General features: G+C 53.1%; 2 protein-coding genes. Both read right to left on the reverse strand.

Translation table 11 applies throughout. From position 1 onward, the window contains the following. Window positions 1–612 precede the first annotated feature (612 nt). Window positions 613–1,083, reverse strand: coding sequence for a hypothetical protein (locus E5Z01_RS18810; protein WP_135230773.1), 471 nt, complete (start codon window positions 1,081–1,083; stop codon window positions 613–615). Window positions 1,084–1,603: 520 nt separating this feature from the next. Continuing rightward, window positions 1,604–5,890 (reverse strand): VWD domain-containing protein, encoded by a 4,287-nt coding sequence (locus E5Z01_RS18815; protein ID WP_135230774.1) that lies wholly within the window; start codon window positions 5,888–5,890, stop codon window positions 1,604–1,606. Between the last annotated feature and the right edge of the window lie 353 nt (window positions 5,891–6,243).

The following is a 6,243-nucleotide window of genomic DNA, read 5'->3' on the forward strand; positions in this document are numbered from 1 at the left end:
GAACTGAGGAAGGGGCGGACATTCTGGTAGAGTCGGGGTACGTCCCCGAGGAGCATTTTTGTCGTCACAAACAGAAATTATCCCCTATCGGGGACGTCTTCTCATAAAATTTGTCAGGCCGTCAGGGAGATGTTCACCAGCTTTGATGGAATAATCTTCGTGTAGATAGATACTGTCCTGCGACTCGGCAGTGGTTTCCGACTTGGCTTCCTGCCTCTTAACCCGGCGTACATACCTGATCAGTCTGTTCATGAGGCATCGTCAGTATTTCGCGGTACGAAAAAAAGTGCAAGTAAAATTTCCTCAACACAGAATGAAAGGTGCGCTCCCTTGGTGGTCATGTGTGCTTTTTGCTCTTGGTGTTGCATAGTGAGATGTACCCGCTTCCGAGTCACCCACTTTGAGGGAGGCCATGCAGGGAAGCACCGTCGCCCACAAGTCGGGCGGGCGAGGCATGGGACAGGGGAGCAGGCGGCCCGTAGAACCAAGTGCCGCCCCCCGCACCAACCAAACAGTGCCTGGAAGCGTTATGACCCACCAGTGTGCCGGGTTTGGCTACGCCACATAGGAGGGGCCGAATTGAAGAATCAGTTTCCTGAGTGAGTTTTTCTGTCAGGGCTTAACGAAACCAACCAGTTTTGGTGATTCTTTTGCCATCTGTGGCGTATGAATGATCATCATGCCGTTCCCAGCGGTCCCAAATTCCTGGATGATGAAACCAGCGAACCGTCCGTCCCCCACCCGGTAAACGTTGGTGACCGGGTTTTCCGTTTGACCGACCTGCACCACATTTTTCGTCCCCATGTACTCCGTGCGGGAAACCTGCGGGTTCATGAGAATGAATGACCAGTAATCGGTTCCTGCCGAGTACTGGTAGGCGAGCGCGGCCTTCTGAGCCTTAAGTTTCGTGGGTTTATTCCATTCACGGCTTAACGCGCCAGGGAACGGATTCAGTGTTTCATCTGCTGGTGGCTTGTTCATCACATAATCCATCAGGATTTGAGGCAGGCTTCGGGCTTGCGCTGCGGCTGAACTGGAGAGAGTCAGACTGACGAGTACGAACGAATAGACGATGTTTTTCAAGATTCATCTCCGAGGCGAATTCGTGTGGTGCAAGAGAAGGTGCACAGGATGCGAGACGCTAGAGGTTGTGTGTGCCTTGTTAGTCATCCCAACTGCCCCCAACAACATAACCTTTGTTGTCTCGGATGCAGTGACCTAGCCATAGTTTCCTGGTTGACGGTACGAAAACAGTGATGGAAATTCGTCTCGTATAAATACCAACAGGACTTTTGTCTGTGATTTTGGCGCTGATGCTTTGTCGTCCCCCATTTGGCACAAAAGTAAAAAAATCCACCTCCGCGTTCGCGGGTGGATTCAGTTGTTGCATAACGACAGGTTGACAATTCCGCTTCAACTCCTGAACGGAGAGACTGAGACGGCTGTTATATGCGTAGTAGATGCCAGGGCCAGAAATGAGCAAAATGGCAAAGAGGCTGGTGAGCCAGGCCTTAGCTGGAGGTGGTGTCGCAGGTTTCGTAACGGTCATGGGAATTTTCTGGGAAAACCAAGGGAGCCTTGATATGGCTCCCTTGACATTAGTTTACTTGCGGCTGTCAGGTGTCCACTTCACGGAAGGAACACTCAATTGACGCAGTCCAGAAGGTGCAGGGGCGCATCCGAGATCGGTGTCCGGGTAGGGTTGTGACTCAGTACCAACCGTGTTCACCAGTTGAATCTGTCCAGTCTGGGCGTCCAGATTTAACACGTGCCACCAGTTTCCCTCACCTTCAGAGGGCGAGATCACGTTTACGAGACCTTTTTCGTCCACCACTTCAACAGTAGCCTGAGCATCCTGGAAAGTGCCTGTGCTGGAGTAGTTGTGAATGTACAGTTGGTACGCACCCGTCACATTATTCAGGCGGGCAACCTTCATGACCTCTGGCCCAAAGGCATCCGTATCGTCCACGTCCAGTGAGGCATTCGGGCAACTATCATCATTCCCTTTGCGTCCCCAGTACACGTGATAGGGCTGGCTCTCAGGAAGCCACAGGTGAGTATCGAGGTCGTTTGGGGTGTTTCCCCACTTCAGGACAAAACGCGTCACACCGCTGATCGTGCCACTTGGCTCAGTGACAGTGACCGAGACGGTTTTCCGCAAGGATGGGTCAGCCGTAGACACTGCTGAGATCTGGTAAGTGCCTGGGATGCTGGGGGCCGTGTACTGAAGGCCGCCGCCGGGCATTGGAGTCACGGTTCCGCCTGTGGTTGACCATTGAATGGAACGGTCTCCAAGGCGTTGTGGGCCGCTGACCAGACCAGAGAATTCCCTGGTGGTGTTCGTTAACATGAAGGCATTGACGGGGGCGACGGTGATAGCCGGAATGTTTGGATCCACGCCTGCGCTGAAGTAAGCCCAATCCGGATTGTTGGTGATACCGACATCCACGGTGCATTTGGCGAGGATCGCTTTGCTGAGGATGCCAGCATCCTTGCAGATCTGTTCAGCCTTAAGGCGCTGTTCAGAAGTGAGGCTGACCAGGCCAGCGTAGGCGCTGGGGAACGCACGGTTCGTGAAGGTGTACGTGGATTGACCTGGGAGGTAATCAAAGAGAGATTCCTCGGGTTTGATGCGCCAGCTTTCACCAAAAACGCTGTAAATACTCGGGGTGGGAACGGGCACTTGCAGCACCTGACCGTCACGCGTCTGGTAATCGTTCTGGGTGTTGCCGTCGAAGTTCCCTAGCAACCCCGTCAGTCGGCTGCGCCGAGCGGCAGGCACAGTCACAGAAACGCGACCCAGAATATCTGCTCGAATGTCGGCGCTCAGAAAGCTGCCGTCCTTCCAGTGCACCATAGTGAGTTTCCCGTCATAGGAGACGCTGCCGCCGAAGGGTAAAGGAATGAATTTCGCCTGGCCTTCAGTGAGCAGGATTTCCTGCCCGTTAATCATAAGTCGGGGCGCGTTGGTTTTTGTGGCGTAAATCCCGACGCGGTCTCCGCCCACGCGCATGGCGATGGCGTTGTTTGCTGACATCTGCGTGTCACCAAGTGGAACGTAACGGGCCTGTACTTCGAAGCTATCATCCAGCGACTGGGTCAGGATGAACTCCCCTGCGGCCTGGAAGGAGTACACCTGTTGCTCGAAGGTACTCAGGTGAGGGTCACCGAAGCTGGAAGCTGTTCCAGGCTCCTCAGGTAATGGAAGGGTTGGCCCCTGGTCACCATCGTTGCTCCCATCTTCAGGTGCTCTGCCGTCATCCGGGTCAGGCTGGTCAATGGGGGGAATCTCGGGAAGTGGGGGGAGGGGTGGTGGGGGTTTGGGAACGAAGCAGCCCTTCCCTTCCCGTTCACTACCCACGGTCGTGACGAATCCTTGTGAGAAGGCGGGTTCTTCCTGGTTCTCCAGAATCAATCGGGAGCCGTAGTAACTGAGGGTGCCAACGGCGTAAGCGGCGTTGAGACCGGCAGCGACTTTATTGAGAATGGCCTTGCTTACGTTTTTTCCGGCACGCTTGAGAACTGCTTCCAAGGAAGCACTGTAACTGGATTCAAGGGCCTCTCCAGCAATAGCTTTACCAAGGTTGGTCAGTTGTTCGTGACGATCTTTAACAAACACGGCTAAATTGGTGACGATAATCGAGGCCTGTTCAGCCATTTCGGCTTCATTGCCTTGTTCCTGGGCAGCCTTAAAACTCTGAATGGCTATCCCTAACTCCCCAGTGTTTACTGCTGCGGTAAATGCTGTAACCAATGCAATTGCCGCAGTACTGTTAGCTGCCTTCTCAAGTTTTGAACCTTCAAAGCCAAATCCAACAATGTTAAGGAAATTATTGAGAACCACTAGACTATTAACGACACCAGCGTTATTGATGGGGATTGGTGAATCCATACCCGAAGCAGTACTGTCAAATTTTGTGTATACCGCATATACTGAATATGCGCCAGACGTATATTCACCCTTAAATTTTTCAAGGGTCGCTGCGTCTAAATCCTTGATCGAAAAATTGGCATTTCTAGGCGTACCCCCTGGGGTAAGTGCTCCACTACTGATGGCCCAGTCGGCCAGCCCAACTCCGGTCACTGACGTTGGAGCAGACAAGTACGATTTCCCAACATTCTTGTTGAGTAAGTCCTGGTACGTAGGATTTCTGATTTCACCCGGAAGGACATAGATATTCGCCGCCAACGGCATGCGCTTGTACAGGGTGATGGAATCACCATCCTGTTTCAACTCTAAAAGCTTCCCTTCAAACATCCCGCATTCCACAGCCTGGGCCTGCATTTTGCCGCCGACGGTGCCTACGGAAACGACTGACTGCTTCTGCAATTGAGCCAACTGTTGAATCAGGTTGTTGACTTGTTCTGTCGTTACGCCTTGCTGATCAAAGCTCTTCTGGACGAGGTCAGTGGCGATCACACTGGCAACATCCAGCTCAGCTTGCGACAGCGTGATACGACCTGTACTGCGGATGATTTGAACCAGATCGGCGTAACGCGGGTGGCTGGTGACCTGCGAAGCGTAAGTTTTTCGTGCGGCTCCACTAACACCGAGCATTTCCGGTGCGGTCAGGACGAGGCCCACAGCACTTCGCTCTGCGTTGAACTGAATGGTCTCGTGGATACCTTGCGTTAATGCGTCCAGGGCCACCATGTCCCCAGCCGCATTCTGTCCAACCACGATGAGGGCGTTATCCGTGGGAATATTGGTGTTCACCTGGGTGCCATTTACTGCGCGACCGTAGGGTGTCAAGACGGTGGTCAGACCCGTTGCTTCTGCTGTTTTCACGGTGTAGACGACAGGAACGACCACGCCGGGAAGGGTACTCGCTGCACTGGTAACCGTCACTTTGCGGACATCGAAGCCAGACTTGATGGTGACCGTTCCCGTGATGCCCACTGGTGTGTTGGGGGCTGTTGTCAGTTCAAAAGCTCGTGAGCTGGGATGAATTCCGCTTTGAACAGGTGTTAGGGTAATCCAGGAGGCGTTGGTCGTTACCTGAGGGTTGAGTGATCCGGTGCCAGCATTCTGGATTGCCAGGAGTTTCGCCTCATTATTGATTGTGAGTAGCTGTGGATGCACGTCCAGAGCGGGAATGGAGAGCAGCGAGAGGATAGCCAGTCGCTTGGCGATCAGTGCGGACAGGTCGTCGTTGTTGAGGGTGCCGTTATCAATCAGGTCTGCATTGAAAATCTGACCTTCGGTCAGGGTTGCGTTGTTCAACAGGTAATTGGTGAGCAGCAGGGTGTCGTCAAGGGTGACCTTCTGATCCTGGGTGAGGTCACCAGCCTCGTATTTTAGCCAGTCTGCCTTTACGGTTTTGGCAACGGATGTGGATTTCAGGGTTTGAGCGCGAAGTTGAGTCTGGAGTGAGTTGAATCCCTCCTGAAAGCTGGCGGACTGTGGCATAAGTGTTGATGCGCTTTTTTCCAGGTTGGCGAGCGTGGTCGTCGTCTTGTCGTTGACCAGGGTAGCCGTTTGTGCTTCGACGAGTTCAATTTGGACTTGGTGAGTGGATGAGAGTCCCGTAATGTCAATAGAGGTGGTCAATGTTCCCTGTCCCGCAACGAAAACCAGGTTATCCTCTACCACATTGAGACCATTGGTGTTGCTGGCTCCGGCGATTTTTGCTCCTGCGGGGAGGATGAGCCGGATCACGGCATTGGTGAGGCCGCTGCCACCGCTGAGGGTGGTGGTGATGCGGGTGAACCCTGAAGCGTCCTGAAGTCCTGCGGCCTGAAGTTTAAATGGTGCGGCTTGTTTAACTGCCCCGCTGGTAGGCACGGGTGTGGGAGAGTTGAACACTGATCCACACCCGGTGAGGAGGACGGCGCTGAGCGCCGCGATGCCAGAGGCTGCCTTTAAATTTGGTCTGAATGATTTCCTCATACAAATTTCAGAATATGGAAAGACCGTTTACTTGAATACCCCCAGCGAGAAATCCACAAATTTGCTTGACACAAGTGCGTCCATGGGTTTATTTCTTGAAGATTGTGAAGAATTTCATTCATAAGTGGCGCAGTTGTACTCATAAGTCGCACTCGAATAGCAGGTTCAGAAGCCCTCCAGAGCAATAAATTTGGCTAGTGCCTGCACGGCAAGTTGAGGAGATCTTGCTGACGGCCTGACAAATTTTATGAGAAGACGTCCCCGATAGGGGATAATTTCTGTTTGTGACGACAAAAATGCTCCTCGGGGACGTACCCCGACTCTACCAGAATGTCCGCCCCTTCCTCAGTTCC

It is taken from the genome of Deinococcus fonticola, assembly GCF_004634215.1.
GTDB lineage: Bacteria > Deinococcota > Deinococci > Deinococcales > Deinococcaceae > Deinococcus > Deinococcus fonticola.